This is a genomic window from Rhodanobacter terrae (assembly GCF_042657005.1).
GTDB classification, from domain to species: domain Bacteria; phylum Pseudomonadota; class Gammaproteobacteria; order Xanthomonadales; family Rhodanobacteraceae; genus Rhodanobacter; species Rhodanobacter terrae.
In genome coordinates this window covers 20,021-35,750 of sequence record NZ_JBHSNG010000012.1, presented here as the reverse complement: position 1 = coordinate 35,750, position 15,730 = coordinate 20,021, and the positions used below count along the sequence as shown (strand labels likewise).

The following is a 15,730-nucleotide window of genomic DNA, read 5'->3' as shown; positions in this document are numbered from 1 at the left end:
TCAAACGAAATCGGCCGCCAGCATGCAGCGCTGTTCGGGTGTCAGGGTCACTTCGGCCGGCATTGCCGGCAGCGTCGAGGCCAGCGTGACCGCTGCGCCCGCGTTCCAGTCCGCGATCATCGCCGCGTCCAGCTCGAAACGCAGGAAGTGCACGGCGGCGGTCTTTTCGTCATTGCTGCGTTCCATGTCCTCGTCGGCGATGGCGGTCACCGGTGCATGTTCGTGCACGCTCAGCGCGATCGCATGTTCGATGCGGCGCAGGCGCACCAGTTCGCGCTTGCGCTGCTCGACGTCGGCGTACTCGATCAGCAAGGTCGCCTTGAGATTGCCACCGTCCGGTATCAACGGATTGTAAGCGTCCAGTTCGTCCTGGATGCCGGCAGCCTCGAAGATGCGTTCGATGCGCAACATCTCCTGCACCTGGTACTGCACGCTGAGGCGATCCTCGAAGATCAGCGTCAGGTGTTCGCCGATGTGCACCGTGCGCTTCTTCTTGTGCGCCATCACGCGGGCGCGGAACTCGCCGCGTTGCTGCGCATAGGCTTCGAGGGTGAGCAGGTCGGAGCGGGTTAGCTTGTGCATGGGCTTTAAATCAGTGAAGAGTGGAGAGGAGTGAGAAATGAGTGAGGGCAGTGGGGGCTTTTACTCGTTTCTCACTCCTCTTCACTCGTTTCTCGCTCTTTCCACTCGTTTCTCAAATGCCGTACGCCTTGCGCAGCAGGCTCAGCGGATGTTCCGCCGCCGGCTTGTCGTCGAGGCCATGGGCGATATGGCCGCCGGCCATCGGGCAGTCGCTGGTGAAGTGGTCGGCGTCGGCCTGCGCCACGCGATTCTCCACCGGTTTGGCCAGCTTGCGCGAGTTCGCATAAGTCTTGTGCTTCACGCCGTAGGTGCCGTCGTGGCCGGAGCAGCGTTCGATGGTGACGATTTCCGTATCCGGTACCAGTTGCAGGATGTCGCGGGTCTTCGGGCCGATCTTCTGCACGCGCTGGTGGCACGGTACCTGCCAGGCGACCCTGCCCAGCGACTGCTTGAAGCCGGTCTGCAACAGCCCCGCCTTGTGCCGTTCGGCGAGATATTCGAACGGGTCGAAGAAGCGGTCACGCACCAGCGCCACGTCGGCGTCGTCGGGGAACATCAGCGGCAGCTCCTGCTTGAACATCAGCACGCAGGACGGGATCGCCGCGGTGAAGTCCCAGCCCTCGCGCGCCATCTTGGCCAGCACCGGGATATTGCGCTCCTTGTACATCTTCACCGTCTGCAGGTCGCCCAGTTCCAGCTTGGGCATGCCGCAGCAGCTTTCCCGTTCGACCAGCCGGGTCGGGATCGCGTTGTGCGCGAGTATCGCGGCGAGGTCTTCGACCACCACCGGATCGGAATGGTCGCAATAGCAGGTGGCGAACAACGCCAGCTTGCCGCGCGTGCGGCCGGCCGGCGTCACCGTGCCGCTGCCGTCGAGGTCGCGCAGGCGCTTGCGTGCGGTGGGCGTGTGGTACGCGGGCACGCGGGCATCGGCATCGACGCCCATGGTTTTCTCCAGCAGCTTGCGCGCACCCGGACGGCGGTTGGCCGCGTTGATCACCTGCACCACCACCGGGATCGAGGCCAGCTTGCCGACCCCGCGCGTATTCGACAGGATCAAGGACGACAGCGGTGCGCCGTGCTCGTGGAAGTGCACGGCCTTGGCGCGCAGCATCAGGTGCGGAAAATCCACGTTCCACGGATGCGGTGGCGTGTACGGGCATTTGGTCTGGTAGCACAGGTCGCACAGGTAGCACTGCTCGGTGACCTTGGGATAGTAGGCCTTGTCGACGCCGTCGAGCTCCATCGTCTTCGACGCATCGATCAGGTCGAACAGGGTGGGGAAGGCATGGCACAGGCTGACGCAGCGGCGGCAGCCATGACAGATGTTGAACACGCGTTCCAGCTCCGCATCCAGCGATTGCTGATCCATGAAGTCGGGATTGGTCCAGTCCAGCGGATGCCGGGTTGGAGCATCCAGGTTGCCTTCGCGTGTACCGCCGGTGGGCTCGGCCATGGTCGTTTCCTCAGAGCATGCCAGTGCGTGCTTCCGTGTGGGAGCGGCTTCAGCCGCGATCGATCTACCGGGTGGCCGGGGCGTTGCTCCAGCCTCGCGCACCTGTCGCGGCTGAAGCCGCTCCCACAGAAAAAGCGAAGCCGACGGACAGCTCAGCCCAGCTCGTTCAGCGCCTTGGTGAAGCGGTTCGCGTGCGAGCGTTCGGCCTTGGCCAGGGTCTCGAACCAGTCGGCGATTTCGTCGAAGCCCTCTTCGCGTGCGGCCTTGCTCATGCCCGGGTACATGTCGGTGTACTCGTGGGTCTCGCCGGCAATGGCGCTCTTCAGGTTCAGATGGGTCTCGCCGAACGGCAGGCCGGTGGCGGGGTCGCCCACGTTTTCCAGGTATTCCAGGTGGCCGTGGGCGTGGCCGGTCTCGCCTTCGGCGGTGGAGCGGAACACCGCCGAGACGTCGTTGAATCCTTCCACATCCGCCTTGCCGGCGAAGTAGAGGTAGCGGCGGTTGGCCATCGATTCGCCGGCAAAAGCGTCTTTCAGGTTCTGCTCGGTCTTGGAGCCTTTCAGGTTGCTCATGACATCACCTCGTGGCGTGCGGCTGGGAGGGCAATGCGGGTTCGACCGTTGCGGTCGTCATCGACCGAGCCTAGCGCCGGCTGGGCAAATGATGAAATTGATTGTCTAGATGGAGCGCATAGCCCGCAGCTATCGACGAGCGGCCTTGCCGGTGGCTGGCGCCGCGCTTTTTTCCGGTAGCGGCGTGGCGGCATTGTGGGCGTCCAGCAGATCGGCAGGCAGTTGCCTGAAGACCTCGGCCAGACGTTTCAGGAACGCGTCCATCGCCGAGCTCTTGCGCCAGACCATGGCGATGCGCCGGCTTGGCGGATGCCCCTTGAACTCGATCAGGTGCAAGCCATGCACCGGTGCCACGGGCGGCTTCACCGCCGTCACCGGCAGCAAGGTGATGCCGACGTTGGCGGCCACCATCTGGCGCAGCGTTTCCAGGCTGGTGGCGCGGAAACCGCTGCGCTCGCCGGCGCCGGCCATATGGCATACCTCCAGCGCCTGGTCGCGCAGGCAGTGGCCGTCCTCCAGCAGCAGCAGGTTCTGGTTGCTCAGATCGGCCAGTTTCAGCTGACCTTGCTTGCGCGCCAGCGGATGCTGTTCCGAAACCGCGAGCAGGAAGGGTTCCTCGAACAGGAATTCGCTGTGCAGGCTGTCTTCGTGCAGAGGCAGGGCCAGGATGCCGGCGTCAAGCCTGCCCTCACGCAACAGGCGCAGCACCGCCTCGGTTTTTTCCTCGACCAGCAGCAGTTCGAGCCGGGGGAACGCCGCGCGCACCAGCGGCAAGGCATGCGGCAACAGATACGGCCCCAGGGTCGGAAAGATGCCAAGCCGCACCGTGCCCGATTCGGGATCGAGCGTGCGCCGGGCCACGCCGCGGATCTGGTCGATCTGGTTGAGCACATCGCGTGCGCGGATGGCGATGTCGCGCCCGACTTCGGTCAACAGCACCTTGCGTGGGGTGCGCTCGACCAGTGGCACGCCCAGCTCGTCCTCCAGCTTCTTGATCTGGGTGGAAAGGGTCGGCTGGCTGACGAAGCTGGCCTCGGCGGCGCGCCCGAAATGCCGGTGTTCGGCCAGAGCAACCAGGTATTGGAGATCGCGCAGATTCATGGATCACCCGGTTCGATGTATTCGCACTTTCAATAGGTTTTTGCTATGGCTTGGATGGTAACAATCAATTGGAGCAATGCAAGCACGAGGTTCTGGGCTTTTGCCCGCGCCAGCCCGTGTGCCGGAGTCCCTCCATCTGCCCCGCAGGCGCGCGGGCTCTCCCGGCCGATGGCGAGATGACCCGCCATCGGCTTTTTTTGGTTCTTCACCGATGACAGGGAGGGCGGCTTTGATCTTAGGTAGCCGCCATCGCGGTATCCGCGGGCCATGCGTTTGGACCCTTGACGCCCGGTTGACGGTGCCTGCCAGTAGCCGCTGAGACGTGTGAAGGTCTTGGGGATGGTCTGATTTTTCTCGTCATCCCGGAATCGCGAAGCGATATCCGGGGACCCGGCGCCTTTGCGCATCACCGCGTCACGCGAACGGCACGGGATGACCAGCCCTTCGGCTGTTGGAGAGCCCTGCCTTGGCGGGAATGACGAATACGGGGGTTGATTAGACCATCCTTGGATCACCCGACAGCCGAAGCTCAGCTCACGATCACGGCATCCAGCGGCACGTTGGCATCGCTCCAGCCGACGATGAACACCTCGAGCGCCATACGCTGCGGAACGTCGATACCGGCCTCCCGCACGAATGCGGCCGCCGCCTTGATGAAGGATTGTTTCGACCGGCTGGAAGCCTGCCGCACGGCCGCCTGTTGCTGCCGCAGCTGCACGATATGCGGCGATGGCTGTCCCGGTTTGGCGAATTTCTGGTATCGGCGCAGCTCATCGGCCACCAAGGCGGTCTCTGACGATGCCTGCAGCACGGCTTTGCGAGCTTTAAACAGTTGGATCAGGTGAGCGACGGCTGGCGCCGGCTGGCCGGTTCCGTCTGCGGCCAGAAGCATGCGTGCGAGCACTGGCGGCATCGGTGTATCGGCTGTCAGCGGGACGAACGCAGCGATTTGTTCCAGATGGCTCAGGAATCCGGCGTACTGGAAGGGTTTCGGCGTTGCCATGGGGAGTCCGATCCGGAGGAGCGCGGACGATACCTCTCTTGGGGATGTGGCGCCTGGGTTTTCTCTCTCATGGCGGGATGTGGGAGCGACTTCAGTCGCGATGCTTTGTCGCTTCGTTGCCGGACCGCAGGCAGGAACTTTCATCGACCCTCGACCACCGAGTCACTTCGCCCGACCCTTCGTTGTTGCAGGAGCCCGCTGGCGGGCGATGCTCTTGCTCTTGCTCTTTGGTAGGTGATTTGAATCAACCGACCAACCCGGAGCAAAGGCATCGCCCGCCAGCGGGCTCCTACAAGAGGTCGCGGTGTAAGGTGGCCCTGGTTCCGCGGGAGAACGAAAGCTCTTGCTTCAATGTGGCTTGCGAGTAAGCAGCAACGATATGGACAAACCGCTGCATCGGCCACCCAAGGCCGCCACCGAAAGCAGGCATTACAGAAAAAATCATCAAGCCTGCGGGTCCACCCGCAACACCAACTTCCCCCGATGACTTCCATCAAACAACCGGTTCAACACCACAGGCGCGTTCTCCAACCCTTCGGCCACCGTCTCCTCGGCCTTCAACCGCCCGTCGCGAATCCACCCACCGAGCGCCTGCACCGCCTCGCGCGTCTTCGTGTAATCGAGCACCAGAAATCCGCGCATACTCAGCCGCTTCATCACGAAAACGCCGAAGTCGTCACTGGGCCGCTCGCCGCTGTTGTAGCCGGAGATCAGTCCGCACAGCGCCACGCGCCCGCCGATGACCATGCGTGAAAGCACCGCGCGCATGACCTCGCCGCCCACGTTCTCGAAGTTCACGTGCACGCCGTCGGAGGTGGCGGCCTTGAGCTGCTGTTTGAAGTCCGCGGACTTGTAGTCGACGGCGGCATCGAGGCCCAGTTCCCCGGTGAGATAACGGCACTTGTCGGCGCCGCCGGCGATGCCGACCACGCGGGCACCCATGATCTTGCCGATCTGGCCGGCGATGGAGCCCACCGCGCCGGCAGCGGCGGAAACCACCAGCGTCTCGCCGGGCTGCACCGGGGCAATGTCGGTGAGGCCGTAGTAGGCGGTGACGCCGCTCATGCCACAGGCGCCGAGCAGGGTAGGCAGCGGGATGCCGGGGTCGGCGGGCAGGCGCACGTAGCCTTTGGCGCTGTCGTGGAACACCAGATAATCCTGCCAGCCGGTAACGCCTTGCACCAGGTCGCCTTCGCGGTACTGCGTCGAGCGCGACTGCACCACGCGGCCGAGGCCGAGTGCGCGCATCACTTCGCCGATCGCCACCGGCGGCAGGTATTGGGGAATGTCGCGCATCCATACGCGGTTGGTCGGGTCCATCGAGAGGTACAGCACGCGCGCCAATACCTCGCCGTCTTTCAGTTCGGGCACGGTTTGTTCGACCAGGTCGAAATCCTCGCGGGCGACCAGGCCTTCGGGGCGGGTCTTGAGACGCAGCTGGCGATTGATCAGGGACATGCGGTTCACCTAGAGAAGGGAGGCAGCTCGCTCGCGACTATACGGCGTGGCGCCGCCGGTCACCGAGATGCAGTTTCGGCGCAACGCCCCGGCTGGCAACCCCATCGGTCGGTCAGCTGCGTTGAATTGTCATCGGCGCCGCGTCACCGCCGTCACAACGGATGCAGGTGTCGCTACATGCCTGCGTGTTCCACTTACACTGTGCCGGCCGCACGGCACACAGGGAGAATCGCATGCTTCGTCGATTGGCCGGATTGCTGAGTCTGGGGCTGCTGTTCGCCACGCCGTTGCCGGCACAGGATTTGCCGGCGCCGTTGCGCGACTGGCAGAGCTGGGTGTTGCACGATGTGCCGCAGCACGACTGTCCGTTCCTCGCCAACCAGATGCCGGGCGACGGCAGTTATCGATGCGCGTGGCCCGGCCGCTTGACCCTCGATGCCGGCAGGGACGGCGGCCGTTTCAGCCTGGACGTGCACGTGGATGCGCCGGGCTGGGTGGCTTTGCCGGGCGACGAAAGGAGCTGGCCGCAGCAGGTCAGCGTCAACAAGCAGACGGCGACGGTACTGCAGCGCGCCGGCGCGCCGATGCTGTGGCTGATGCCGGGCGACTATCAATTGAGCGGCACGTTGCCGTGGACGTCTCGCCCCGCGCGCCTGCGCGTGCCGGCCATGATCGGACTGGTTTCGCTGAGCGTCGACGGTGCGGCCGTTGCGCGCATCGAACGCAACGGCGACCAGCTCACTCTCGGCGAAGCCGCCGCGGCACAACGCGCCGCCGACGCGTTGTCGCTGCGTGTCTATCGCCGCCTCGAAGACGGGCTGCCGGCCACGCTGGAAACGCGGCTGCAGCTCAATGTCACCGGGAGTGCGCGTGAGCAGCTGCTTGGTCCGGCTTTGCCGGCCGGTTTTGTGGCTACCGCGCTGTCCGGTGACCTGCCGGCCCGGCTGGAGAACGATGGCCAGTTGCGCGTGCAGCTGCGGCCGGGGCAATGGACCGTCGTGCTGGCGGCCCGCAGTGTCGCGCCGCTGAGCAAGGTGGCACTGAGACTGCCGGCCGTGCCGTGGCCGCGACAGGAAATCTGGAGCTATGCCGACAGCACCGGTCTGCGCAGCACGCGCGTCGAGGGCAACGCTACCGATGCGGCACAGGCTGGAGTGCCACCCGACTGGAACAATCTGCCGGCCTATGCTCTCGACGACAACACAGGCCTGGCGATAGAACAGGGCGCGCGTGGCGACGAGGGCGGCCAAGGCGATCAGCTGCATTTGCAGCGCGAGCTGTGGCTGGATTTCGACGGCGCAGGCCTCAGCGTGGCCGACCATCTCTCCGGCGATCTGCGCCATCACCAGCGGCTGGATGTGGCGGCGCCGTGGCAACTGCAGCGCGCGGCGCAGGCTGACGAGCCGCTGCTGATCACCAGAGGCACCGGCGATAGAAGCGGCGTCGAGCTGCGCGAGCAGCAGCTCGACCTCAACGCCGGCTTGCGCCTCGCAAGCTATCGTGGTGCGCTCCCCAGTGCGGGCTGGCAGATACCGCTGGAAGGCATCCACGCCACCTTGCATCTGCCTTCGGGCTATCGATTGCTCGGTACGGTCGGGGTCGATCGCTCGCCCGACTCATGGGTCGCGCAATGGAGCCTGCTCGACCTGTTCGTGGTGGCGTTGATCGCGCTGCTGGCCGGCCGCCTGCTGGGCTGGCGGTGGGCGCTGCTAGCCGCGGGCTATCTCGCGCTGGCGCAGCACGAAAGCCATGCGCCGCTGTGGACGCTGGCCGTCACGCTGGCGCTGGCACTGCTGTTGCGCGCATTGCCGGAAGGCCGTCTGCGCTCCGCTGCCCGCACCGGGGCGGTGGCGATCTTCGCGCTGGCGGTATTGTGGACGCTGCCGTTCGCCGCAACACAGCTGCAGTACGCGCTGCATCCGCAACTGGAAGGCGGCAATCGAAGTCGCATCGTGCAGGCGAATTTCATCGAGCCGCCGGCGGTCGAGGAGCTTTCGGCGAAGCGGCAAATGTTGCCGGCACCAGCACCGCCAGCACCGCCAGCCGAGTCGATGGCGAACGATGCGATGTCCTCTTCCGAACCGCCGGTCGTTTTACAGGTTCTTGGTGGCGTCGCCCAGTCGACTGCGCAAGGTCCGGCTGGCGCAGGTCATGGCATCGATACCCGCAGCGTGATCCAGGCCGGCGCCGGCATGCCGCGCTGGAACGAGGGCAACAACTACCAATTGGGCTGGTCCGGCCCGGTGACGCCGGAGCAGAGCATGCGGCTGGTGATCGCGCCTTCGTGGCTGGTGCGCTTGCTACGTGTGGCGATGGTCGCGCTGCTGGCCCTCTTGCTGGCGAAGCTGGTGACGACGCTGCTGCTGCCGTGGCGTGGTCGCTGGGCTGGCTGGCGTGGCGGCCGCGTGGCAGGTGCCGCGTTGCTGGCGTTGGCGCTGTTGCCGCATGGCGTGCATGCGCAGAGCTTGCCCAGCGACCAGTTGCTCGACCAGTTGCGCAACCGCCTGACCGAGGCGCCGAAATGCGCGCCGGCCTGTGCCGACCTGGCGCAGGCGCAGCTGCAGGTCAATGGCGATGCGCTCGATGTGGAACTGGAAGCGCATATCGGCGCGCCGGTCGCGCTGCCGTTGCCGCAGGCCGACGATGCACTGCAATGGCTCGATGTCGCCGTGGATGGCCATGCCGGCGCGCCGCTCGCGCGCGACGCCGGTCAATTGCTGTTGCGGCTGGATCGCGGCGTGCATCGGGTCAGTCTGCACTACCGCATCGGGGCGGCCGACAGCGTCAGTCTGCGTTTTGCGCAGCGACCGCAGCGCGTCATGTTCAGCGGTCAGGGCTGGTGGCTGGACGGAGTCGATGACGGCCGCGTGCTGGGCGACAGCATCGCACTGCATCGCGTGCGTACCGCCAGCGACGGCAAGAATCTTCCGGCCGCGCAGAGTTTTCCGCCGTATGTGCGGCTGACCCGCCGTCTGGTGCTGGGTCTGGACTGGACAGTGCAGAACGTGGCCGAACGCATCGCTCCGCAGCAGGGCGGCTTCAGCACCACGCTGCCGCTGCTGCCGGGCGAGCACCCGCTGGGCGACGATGCGCTGGTCAAGGATGGACGCATCAGCGTCACATTCAACGCGAACAGCAACAGCGTGAGCTGGACCAGTCGCCTCGATCATGCCGCGCAGCTGGCGTTGAAGGCTCCGGACCTCGGCGAACGCGCCGAGGTCTGGGAAATCCAGGCGGCACCGATGTGGCATGTCGATGCCAAGGGCGTGCCGACCAGCGCCAGCGACGACGGCCTGCTTTACCAGCCGTTGCCGGGCGAAAGCCTGCAGTTGGCTTTCAATCAACCGGTGGCGGTGGCGGGCGACAGTCTGGCCTTCGATGGCGTGCAGCTGACCAGCACCGCAGGCGAGCGTTCGAGTGAGACCACGCTGAGCCTGCATGCCCGCAGCACGCGCGGCGGCGAGCATGCGATTGACCTGCCGGCGGGTGCCGAGTTGCTGGAGGCGCAGCGCGACAACCTGCCGATCAACCTCGCCGTGCGCGAGGGCAAGCTCAGCCTGCCGCTGCTGCCCGGTGCGCACGATTACACGTTGCGCCTGCGCGAACCTCATGGCGTTGCCGCGCGCACGCACACGCCGACGTTCGCGCTGCACGCACCGATGGCGAACATCAACCTGGCACTGCAGCTGCCGCAGGATCGCTGGGTATTGTGGACATGGGGACCGACCGCCGGGCCGGCGGTGCTGTACTGGTCGCAGCTGATCGTGCTGCTGCTGGCGGCATGGGGGCTGGCGCGCTACGCGCCGACACCGTTGCGTTTCCATCACTGGCTGCTGCTGGGGCTGGGCTTCTCCGCGTTCGCCTGGAGTGCCTACGCGCTGGTAGTGCTGTGGCTGATCCTGCTGGGCCTGCGCGCGCGCGGCGCGCCGGCGGAGCGGTTGGCTCCGACGACATTCAACCTGCTGCAATTCGGCCTCGCGGCACTCACGCTGGTGGCGCTGGCCGTGTTGATCAGCGCGGTACCGAAGGGGCTGCTCGGCCTGCCCGACATGCATGTGGCCGGCAACGAGTCCACTGCCTGGAACCTGCGCTGGTTCGCCGATCAGAGCGCCAATATGCTGCCTGGCGGCGGCGTGTTCAGCGTTTCGCTGTGGGTGTACAAACTGGCCATGCTGGCGTGGGCGCTGTGGCTGGCCAACGCGCTGATCGGCTGGCTGCGCTGGGCGTTCGACGCATGGACGCACGGCGGCTACTGGCGCCAGCGCGAACCGAAACCCGGCGCGGCACCACCGCCACCATCGACGCCGCCGAAACCGGAGCCGCACGATGCCTGATGTCCGCCACATGCTGGCGGCGGCCACGCAGCGGCTCGGCGAGCGTCTCGATGCCGAGCTGCTGCTGCTGCACGTCGTGAAAAAGCCGCGCAGCTGGCTGTTCACACATGCCGACGACGTGCCGGATGGAGACGTCCGGGCCGATTACGGGAGATTGCTCGATCGTCGCGCGAGCGGCGAGCCGGTGGCCTATATCACCGGGCACCGCGGCTTCTGGTCGCTGGATCTGGAAGTGACTCCGGCCACGCTGATCCCGCGCCCGGAGACCGAGCTGCTGGTCGAACTGGCATTGCAGCGCCTGCCGGGCGTCGCCGCTTGCAGCGTGGCCGATCTCGGCACCGGCAGCGGTGCGATCGCGCTGGCCATCGCGCACGAACGACCGCGCGCGCAGGTGACCGCCACCGACGCCAGCGCCGATGCCCTTGCCGTCGCCCGCCGCAATGCGCAGCGTCACACCATCGGCAACGTCGCTTTCGTGCAGGGCGACTGGCTGGTGCCGCTGGCCGGCCGGCAGTTCGACCTGATCGTCTCCAACCCGCCTTACATCGAAGCGGAAGATCCTCATCTGGTGCAGGGCGATCTGCGTTTCGAACCGGCCAGCGCGCTGGCTTCAGGCCTTGATGGCCTGGACGATATCCGCCGCATCGTGCGCGAGGCACCCGCCTGCCTGCATGCCGAAGGCTGGCTGCTGTTCGAGCATGGCTGGAACCAGGGCGATGCCTCTCGTGCATTGCTGCGCGAGGCAGGCTACGCCGAGGTATTCACGGCTTGTGACCTGGAGCAGCGCGACCGCGTCAGTGGCGGCCGCTTCGCGTAGACCGCCGCACATCGGGTTTCTCTGGTTTTGTGGGAGCGGCTTCAGCCGCGATGCTCTCCGGTTCATTGCTGGCGAGCGAGCACGCAGCTGTGCAATGGCAAATCCGGAGCAAAGGCATCGCGGCTGAAGCCGCTCCCATAGCGCAGCGTGGGCCAGGGCCTCAGCCGATGCTGGCGATGTTCGATGCGGCCGGCTGCGGGAAGCGTGCGGATATCGCACGGCGGATGCCCGGCAGATCGAGGCCGGCCATGCCCAGCACTTCCTCGCGGCTGCCGTGTTCCAGATAGACGTCCGGAAGGCCCAGATGCAGGATCGGCAGGGTGATGCCGTGCGCGGCCAGGCACTCGGCCACGGCAGAGCCGGCGCCGCCGGCGATCGCGTTGTCTTCCAGGGTGACGAAGGCGTCGTGGGTTTTTGCCAGCTCCACGATCAGCGCCTCATCCAGCGGCTTGACGAAACGCATGTTGACCAGGGTCGCGTCGAGCTCGGCGGCGACCGTGGCGGCCGGTGCCAGCATCGTGCCAAAGCTGAGCAGGGCCAGGCCGCGGCCGCGCCTGCGCAGCTCGGCCTTGCCGATCGGCAAGGTATCGAGCTGCTGATGAATCGCGACGCCGGGGCCGCTGCCGCGCGGATAACGGATCGCGGCGGGGCCCTGATGCTGGAATCCGGTGCTCAGCATCATGCGGCATTCGTTCTCGTCGGCCGGCGCCATGATCAGCATGTTCGGCAGGCAGCGCAGGAAGGTGAGGTCGAAGCTGCCGGAGTGGGTGGCGCCGTCCGGGCCGACCACGCCGGCGCGATCGATCGCGAAGGTCACGTCGAGATTCTGCAGCGCCACGTCATGGATCGTCTGATCGTAGGCACGCTGCAGGAACGTCGAATAGATCGCCACGACCGGTTTCGCGCCCTCGCAGGCCATGCCTGCAGCCAGCGTCACCGCATGCTGCTCGGCGATCGCCACGTCGAAGTAGCGCTGCGGGTATTCCTTCGAAAAACGCACCAGGCCGGAGCCTTCGCGCATCGCCGGCGTGATCGCCAGCAGGCGTTCGTCGGCAGCCGCCTGGTCGCACAGCCAGTCGCTGAAGATGTCGGTATAGCTCGGCTTGGCCGGCGCATTCTTTTTCACCAGGCCGGCCTGCGGGTCGAACGGGCCGACGGCGTGGTATTCGATCTGCGCCTGCTCGGCCGGCGCGTAGCCCTTGCCCTTGGTGGTGATCACGTGCAGCAGCTGCGGGCCGGGCAGATCCTTCACCGTGCGCAGCGCATGCAACAGCTGGGGAATGTTGTGGCCGTCGATCGGGCCGGTGTAGTGGAAGCCCAGCTCCTCGAACAAGGTCGAGGGCACGAACATGCCCTTGGCGTGCTCTTCCCAGCGCTTGAAGAAACGCCCGAACAGCGATTGTTTCGGAATCGCCCGCTTGGCGCGCTCGCGCAGGGCGTTAAGTGTGTGGCTGGCCATCGCGCGCGCCATCACCTTGGTCAGCGCGCCGACGTTTTCGCTGATCGACATGCCGTTGTCGTTGAATACCACCAGCATGTTGGGTTCGACGTCGCCGCCATGATTGAGCGCCTCGAACGCCATGCCGGCGGTCATCGCGCCGTCGCCGATCACCGCCACCACCTTGCGCTGGTCGCCCTTGCGCTGCGCCGCGATCGCCATGCCCAGCGCGGCCGAAATAGAGGTGGACGAATGGCCGACGCCGAAGGTGTCGTACTCGCTTTCCTCGCGGCGCGGGAACGGCGCCAGGCCGTCCTTCTTCTTGATCGTCGTGATCCGCTCGCGGCGACCGGTGAGGATCTTGTGCGGATAGCACTGGTGGCCGACGTCCCACACCAGGCGATCGTGCGGTGTGTCGAATTCATGGTGCAGCGCCACGGTCAGCTCCACCACCCCCAGGCCGGCGCCGAAATGGCCGCCGGAGCTGGCCACGGCCTCGATCAGGTACTGGCGCAGCTCATCCGCCACGGCCGGCAACTCCTCGTCGGGGACCAGGCGCAAATCGGCCGGGGTCTCGATCGGGGCAAGATGAGGGTAGTGGGAAAGATCGTTCATCCGCGTATTGTTGGTCCAGCGGAGGGGCGGGGCAAGGGCGGACATCTGAACAGGCCGGGGCAGCGCCGCCGCAAACGGCTCTCCACATGATGCATACGCCGCTGAAGCAACGCTGCGCGACATCTTCCAGCAGGGAACCTGGCCATGACTGTACGCAAGCTGTTTCGCCTTTTCGCCGAAGCCACCTCACGCCAGGCCGGCAAGCCGATGGCTTTCATTCTCGCCGTCATCCTGATCGTGCTGTGGGCCGCCACCGGACCGCTGTTTCGCTTCGGCGACACCTGGCAACTGGTGATCAACACCTCCACCACGATCATCACGTTCCTGATGGTATTCCTGATCCAGAGCAGCCAGAACCGCGACTCCGCGGCTTTGCAGATCAAGCTGGACGAGTTGATCCGCACCAGCAAGGCCCATAACGCGTTGTTGAACCTGGAAGAACTGGACGAGGATGACCTGGACCGCATCCGCCGGCACTACCGCAAGCTGGCACAGGCCGCCTACAGCACGCTGGAGACGATCGAGCAGAACACCGGCGACCTGCACAACGACGAGGGAGAAGACGATGACGCCGCCTGAGGCCAGGCTGTCCGAAGTCAAGCGGCCCCGGGTCAGGCGGCGATCGGACGCCGGTCGCGTGGCAGCCGGCTGACCAGGAATTCCATCTGGTCGGCCAGGATGTTGCGATTGGACAGGATCAGGTGCTCGACCCAGCTTGGCCGGTACGGCACCGCCAGCAGCGGCATGTTGGCCTGCTGCGGGGTACGGTTGCTCTTCTTCAGGTTGCAGGCGAGGCAGGCGCTGACCACGTTCTCCCATTCGTCCTTGCCGTGCCTGGAAATCGGCAGCACATGGTCGCGGGTCAGTTCGCTGCGGGTGAAGTGCTCGCCGCAATAAAGGCAGATATGGCGATCGCGGGCGAACAGCGCGGTGTTGGTAAGCGCCGGGGCCGGGTCGATGGCGTGCTCCCGGCAGTGGCCGGTGCTGGCGATGATGGGGTGCAGGTGCATGAGGCTCTGTGCGCCGAGCACGCGGTTATGGCCGCCGTGCACGGTCAGGCAGGGATCGCCCAGCGTCCAGGCGACCGCGTCGCGGACGTACAGGCAAACCGCGTCCTGCCAGCTGATCCAGTCGAGGATGCGGCCGGCGGCGTCCAGCGACAACACACGGGTCGCATGGAGATCGGCCCGACTTGGCACTTCCATCAGCATGTAAATCGTCCTTCAGCCAGGGCTTGGAAAGAGCGTTTCGGCGATGCAGGATGCTTTCTAGGAGCCTGCCGGACTTTGGTTGGCCGGGCTGTGAATCCGTCCTCGCACAGCCGAATTCTCGCCTCGACCACCAAAGCCCGGCGGGCTCCTGGCCCGAGCATAGAACAATTCCATTGCAATCCGCATGCAAATCGGGCTGGGGAGCCATCGGCAGAGCAGTCGCCGCCGCGCGGAAGCGCTGATATGATTGCCAGTCAACACAGACCTGACGCCGGGTTTGGTAGGGGCGCTTCGGTGGTGACCCGGCACGGCGGGGGGCAGAGGTAAGTAACGTGGCCGAAGTTCTTTTCTACGAGCACCCGGTGCCGCTCAACCGCAACGAACACAAGGATATGCGCCTGAAGGGCGTGCCGAACGTGAAGTTCGCGATGAACGCGCACTCGGTCCCGCTGACCGGTGTGGAGTTCGGCATCGCCGCCCGCGATCTGTTGATCGTGTTTGGTGGCGCGTCGATGGCCGAAGCCGGTCCGATGGCCTTGCTCGGCCTGCGCGAGAACGAAAACCTGTATGTCGACGCCGAAGGTCACTGGGCCGCGAATACGTATGTTCCGGCTTTCGTGCGCCGCTACCCGTTCGTGCTGGCCGAGAAGCCGGCCGGGCAGGAAGGCGATGACTTCACCGTGTTCCTCGACGAGAGCTACGAAGGCTTCAACGCCAGCGAAGGCGAGCGCCTGTTCATGGAAGACGGCAGCGACAGCGAGATGCTGAGCAAGGCGGTGGGCTTCCTCGGCGAATTCCAGCAGAACATCGCGCGCACCAGGTGGTTCATGGAGCAGCTGGTCAAGTACGACCTGCTGGAGCCGCGCAATGTCCGGCTGCAGAAGGACGGCACGGACGGCAAGGAAGGCCGGTCGATCAATCTCAATGGCCTGTTCGTGGTCAATGAAGAAAAGCTGCGCGCGCTGGACGAGAAGGTCACCCAGGAGCTGCTGCGTGAAGGCGTGCTCGGCTGGATCTATGCGCACCTGCTGTCGTTGATCAACATCGACCGTCTGGCTCAGCGCCTGGACGTGCGCGAGCAGGCCGAAGCGGCGGCGGGCATCACCAGGAACTGATCGCCGTCCATCATCGCGACAAGTCGCG

13 protein-coding genes are annotated in these 15,730 nt (G+C 65.6%); 4 read left to right on the top strand and 9 right to left on the bottom strand.

What is annotated here, in order from left to right:
• The 7 genes from ACFPPB_RS12310 to ACFPPB_RS12280 all read right to left on the bottom strand — a co-directional run bounded on the left by ACFPPB_RS12310 (window position 1) and on the right by ACFPPB_RS12280 (window position 6,172).
• Complete coding sequence (locus tag ACFPPB_RS12310) at window positions 1-582, bottom strand: DUF3501 family protein (protein WP_377327467.1); 582 nt, start codon at window positions 580-582, stop codon at window positions 1-3.
• A 112-nt stretch (window positions 583-694) separates the two neighbouring features.
• On the bottom strand, window positions 695-2,038 hold the full coding sequence (locus tag ACFPPB_RS12305; RefSeq protein ID WP_377327465.1) for a (Fe-S)-binding protein: 1,344 nt from the start codon (window positions 2,036-2,038) through the stop codon (window positions 695-697).
• Between the two features lie 152 nt (window positions 2,039-2,190).
• On the bottom strand, window positions 2,191-2,610 hold the full coding sequence (locus tag ACFPPB_RS12300) for a rubrerythrin family protein (protein ID WP_072758265.1): 420 nt from the start codon (window positions 2,608-2,610) through the stop codon (window positions 2,191-2,193).
• Window positions 2,611-2,739: 129 nt separating this feature from the next.
• Complete coding sequence (locus ACFPPB_RS12295; RefSeq protein ID WP_377327463.1) at window positions 2,740-3,711, bottom strand: LysR substrate-binding domain-containing protein; 972 nt, start codon at window positions 3,709-3,711, stop codon at window positions 2,740-2,742.
• 29 nt (window positions 3,712-3,740) lie between these two features.
• Window positions 3,741-4,118: a hypothetical protein gene (locus ACFPPB_RS12290; RefSeq protein WP_377327461.1), complete on the bottom strand. Its 378-nt coding sequence runs from the start codon at window positions 4,116-4,118 to the stop codon at window positions 3,741-3,743.
• Window positions 4,119-4,240: 122 nt separating this feature from the next.
• Window positions 4,241-4,714: a hypothetical protein gene (locus ACFPPB_RS12285; RefSeq protein WP_377327459.1), complete on the bottom strand. Its 474-nt coding sequence runs from the start codon at window positions 4,712-4,714 to the stop codon at window positions 4,241-4,243.
• A gap of 444 nt (window positions 4,715-5,158) precedes the next feature.
• Window positions 5,159-6,172 (bottom strand): NADP-dependent oxidoreductase, encoded by a 1,014-nt coding sequence (locus tag ACFPPB_RS12280; RefSeq protein WP_377327457.1) that lies wholly within the window; start codon window positions 6,170-6,172, stop codon window positions 5,159-5,161.
• Between the two features lie 233 nt (window positions 6,173-6,405).
• On the opposite strand from ACFPPB_RS12280, the gene ACFPPB_RS12275 reads away from it, so the two are divergent.
• Window positions 6,406-10,506: a hypothetical protein gene (locus ACFPPB_RS12275; protein ID WP_377327456.1), complete on the top strand. Its 4,101-nt coding sequence runs from the start codon at window positions 6,406-6,408 to the stop codon at window positions 10,504-10,506.
• Window positions 10,499-11,323 carry a peptide chain release factor N(5)-glutamine methyltransferase gene (gene prmC, locus ACFPPB_RS12270; protein WP_377327454.1) on the top strand — a complete coding sequence of 275 codons (825 nt, stop codon included), beginning with the start codon at window positions 10,499-10,501 and terminating at the stop codon, window positions 11,321-11,323. The genes ACFPPB_RS12275 and prmC overlap by 8 nt, the downstream gene beginning before the upstream one ends.
• A 160-nt stretch (window positions 11,324-11,483) precedes the next feature.
• On the opposite strand, the gene dxs is transcribed toward prmC, so the two are convergent.
• A complete protein-coding gene (gene dxs / locus ACFPPB_RS12265) occupies window positions 11,484-13,376 on the bottom strand; it encodes a 1-deoxy-D-xylulose-5-phosphate synthase (RefSeq protein WP_377327452.1) in 1,893 nt (630 codons plus the stop codon).
• A 144-nt stretch (window positions 13,377-13,520) separates the two neighbouring features.
• On the opposite strand from dxs, the gene ACFPPB_RS12260 reads away from it, so the two are divergent.
• Window positions 13,521-13,955: a low affinity iron permease family protein gene (locus tag ACFPPB_RS12260; RefSeq protein WP_377327450.1), complete on the top strand. Its 435-nt coding sequence runs from the start codon at window positions 13,521-13,523 to the stop codon at window positions 13,953-13,955.
• Between the two features lie 32 nt (window positions 13,956-13,987).
• Here the strand turns inward: ACFPPB_RS12260 and ACFPPB_RS12255 are convergent, their stop codons facing one another.
• Entirely contained in the window at window positions 13,988-14,587 is a 600-nt protein-coding gene (locus ACFPPB_RS12255) for an HNH endonuclease (RefSeq protein WP_377327448.1), read from the bottom strand.
• Between the two features lie 332 nt (window positions 14,588-14,919).
• Between ACFPPB_RS12255 and ACFPPB_RS12250 the strand changes: the two genes are divergently transcribed.
• On the top strand, window positions 14,920-15,702 hold the full coding sequence (locus ACFPPB_RS12250; protein WP_377327446.1) for a SapC family protein: 783 nt from the start codon (window positions 14,920-14,922) through the stop codon (window positions 15,700-15,702).
• Window positions 15,703-15,730 lie beyond the last annotated feature (28 nt).

What these genes read in the sequence shown, in the direction of transcription:
- ACFPPB_RS12305 (WP_377327465.1), bottom strand. Translation starts at nt 2,038, where the DNA reads ATGGCCGAGCCCACCGGCGGTACACGCGAAGGCAACCTGGATGCTCCA.
- ACFPPB_RS12255 (WP_377327448.1), bottom strand. Translation starts at nt 14,587, where the DNA reads ATGCTGATGGAAGTGCCAAGTCGGGCCGATCTCCATGCGACCCGTGTG.
- ACFPPB_RS12260 (WP_377327450.1), top strand. Translation starts at nt 13,521, where the DNA reads ATGACTGTACGCAAGCTGTTTCGCCTTTTCGCCGAAGCCACCTCACGC.
- ACFPPB_RS12310 (WP_377327467.1), bottom strand. Translation starts at nt 582, where the DNA reads ATGCACAAGCTAACCCGCTCCGACCTGCTCACCCTCGAAGCCTATGCG.
- ACFPPB_RS12285 (WP_377327459.1), bottom strand. Translation starts at nt 4,714, where the DNA reads ATGGCAACGCCGAAACCCTTCCAGTACGCCGGATTCCTGAGCCATCTG.
- ACFPPB_RS12275 (WP_377327456.1), top strand. Translation starts at nt 6,406, where the DNA reads ATGCTTCGTCGATTGGCCGGATTGCTGAGTCTGGGGCTGCTGTTCGCC.
- ACFPPB_RS12290 (WP_377327461.1), bottom strand. Translation starts at nt 4,118, where the DNA reads ATGCGCAAAGGCGCCGGGTCCCCGGATATCGCTTCGCGATTCCGGGAT.
- ACFPPB_RS12295 (WP_377327463.1), bottom strand. Translation starts at nt 3,711, where the DNA reads ATGAATCTGCGCGATCTCCAATACCTGGTTGCTCTGGCCGAACACCGG.
- ACFPPB_RS12280 (WP_377327457.1), bottom strand. Translation starts at nt 6,172, where the DNA reads ATGTCCCTGATCAATCGCCAGCTGCGTCTCAAGACCCGCCCCGAAGGC.
- prmC (WP_377327454.1), top strand. Translation starts at nt 10,499, where the DNA reads ATGCCTGATGTCCGCCACATGCTGGCGGCGGCCACGCAGCGGCTCGGC.
- ACFPPB_RS12300 (WP_072758265.1), bottom strand. Translation starts at nt 2,610, where the DNA reads ATGAGCAACCTGAAAGGCTCCAAGACCGAGCAGAACCTGAAAGACGCT.
- dxs (WP_377327452.1), bottom strand. Translation starts at nt 13,376, where the DNA reads ATGAACGATCTTTCCCACTACCCTCATCTTGCCCCGATCGAGACCCCG.